This window comes from Acinetobacter sp. NIOH-H-8 (genome assembly GCF_046635365.1).
In the GTDB taxonomy this organism is placed as follows: domain Bacteria; phylum Pseudomonadota; class Gammaproteobacteria; order Pseudomonadales; family Moraxellaceae; genus Acinetobacter.
Genome location: NZ_JBHDVN010000216.1, coordinates 1 through 439 on the forward strand (window position 1 = coordinate 1; position 439 = coordinate 439).

At 54.2% G+C, this 439-nt stretch carries 1 protein-coding gene; it reads right to left on the minus strand.

The window, feature by feature from the left end; translation table 11 throughout:
* Positions 1–428, minus strand: a 428-nt coding sequence (locus ACEWB7_RS17890) for a hypothetical protein (protein ID WP_411581075.1), incomplete at its 3' end; no start/stop codon positions are given.
* Positions 429–439 lie beyond the last annotated feature (11 nt).

The window sequence follows — 439 nt, forward strand, 5'->3', positions numbered from 1 at the left end:
GCCGGCGCCCAGGTACTGACAATATCCTGAATGGTCTGTAATGCCCGCCCGGTTGTTTTCCCTGTAAAGTAGCGCATAAGCTGGTTTTTCATCGCCTCCCAGCCCTGAAGGGCGGACTCGAAGAACCGGAAGCCGTTACCGCCCACCGGGCGAATGTTACCCGGATTGTTGTTCCTGTCGGCTAAAGTGCGCTTTGCGGATTGTGCATGTTGTACAGGTTCTGCTCCAGGAATATCCGGCTGAATATTAGCGCCTTTGACGGTGTGGGGATTGCGGCCAAAATCGGTATCAATCCCCAGTGCACGCATTCCATCGCCAATGTTTTGTTTGGCATAATCGATAGACGACTGCGCACTGGCGACGATATTCTCCCGATCGTCATACAGGTAAGCCGCGTAGGCCATCCAGCCTTTTAACCACGGCGGCATCGGTATACCTG